Consider the following 415-nt stretch of genomic DNA (forward strand, 5'->3'; position numbering starts at 1 on the left):
CAACCAACATAATGGTGGAGCCAAGCGGGATCGAACCGCTGACCTCCTGCGTGCAAGGCAGGCGCTCTCCCAGCTGAGCTATGGCCCCATCTATCTAACAACTATCTCAAAACCACTTCCGGGTAATTTTATTCAAGACAAGGCATTTTATTGCGAAGCATAGCCTGCTATGCGAGCTATAAAATAACGCAGTGTTGGATAAAATTTGGTGGGTCTGGGCAGACTTGAACTGCCGACCTCACCCTTATCAGGGGTGCGCTCTAACCAACTGAGCTACAGACCCGGTTTACTACCGCCTCAAAGGCGTTGCTAGCTAGCCGACCTCACCCTCCTCTCCATTAAGGTCAGGGGTGCGCTCTAACCAACTGAACTACAGACCCAAGAGGGGATCGTGCTTAAACCGTTTGCTCTATGA

The 415-nt window shown here is 51.1% G+C and carries 2 tRNA genes; both read right to left on the reverse strand.

From position 1 onward, the window contains the following. Positions 1-12 precede the first annotated feature (12 nt). Positions 13-88 (reverse strand) — tRNA-Ala (locus ACT3XD_RS19745). A 118-nt stretch (positions 89-206) separates the two neighbouring features. After that, positions 207-283 (reverse strand) — tRNA-Ile (locus ACT3XD_RS19750). Positions 284-415 lie beyond the last annotated feature (132 nt).

This window comes from Halomonas sp. AOP7-B1-5 (genome assembly GCF_052353045.1).
GTDB classification, from domain to species: domain Bacteria; phylum Pseudomonadota; class Gammaproteobacteria; order Pseudomonadales; family Halomonadaceae; genus Vreelandella; species Vreelandella colorata.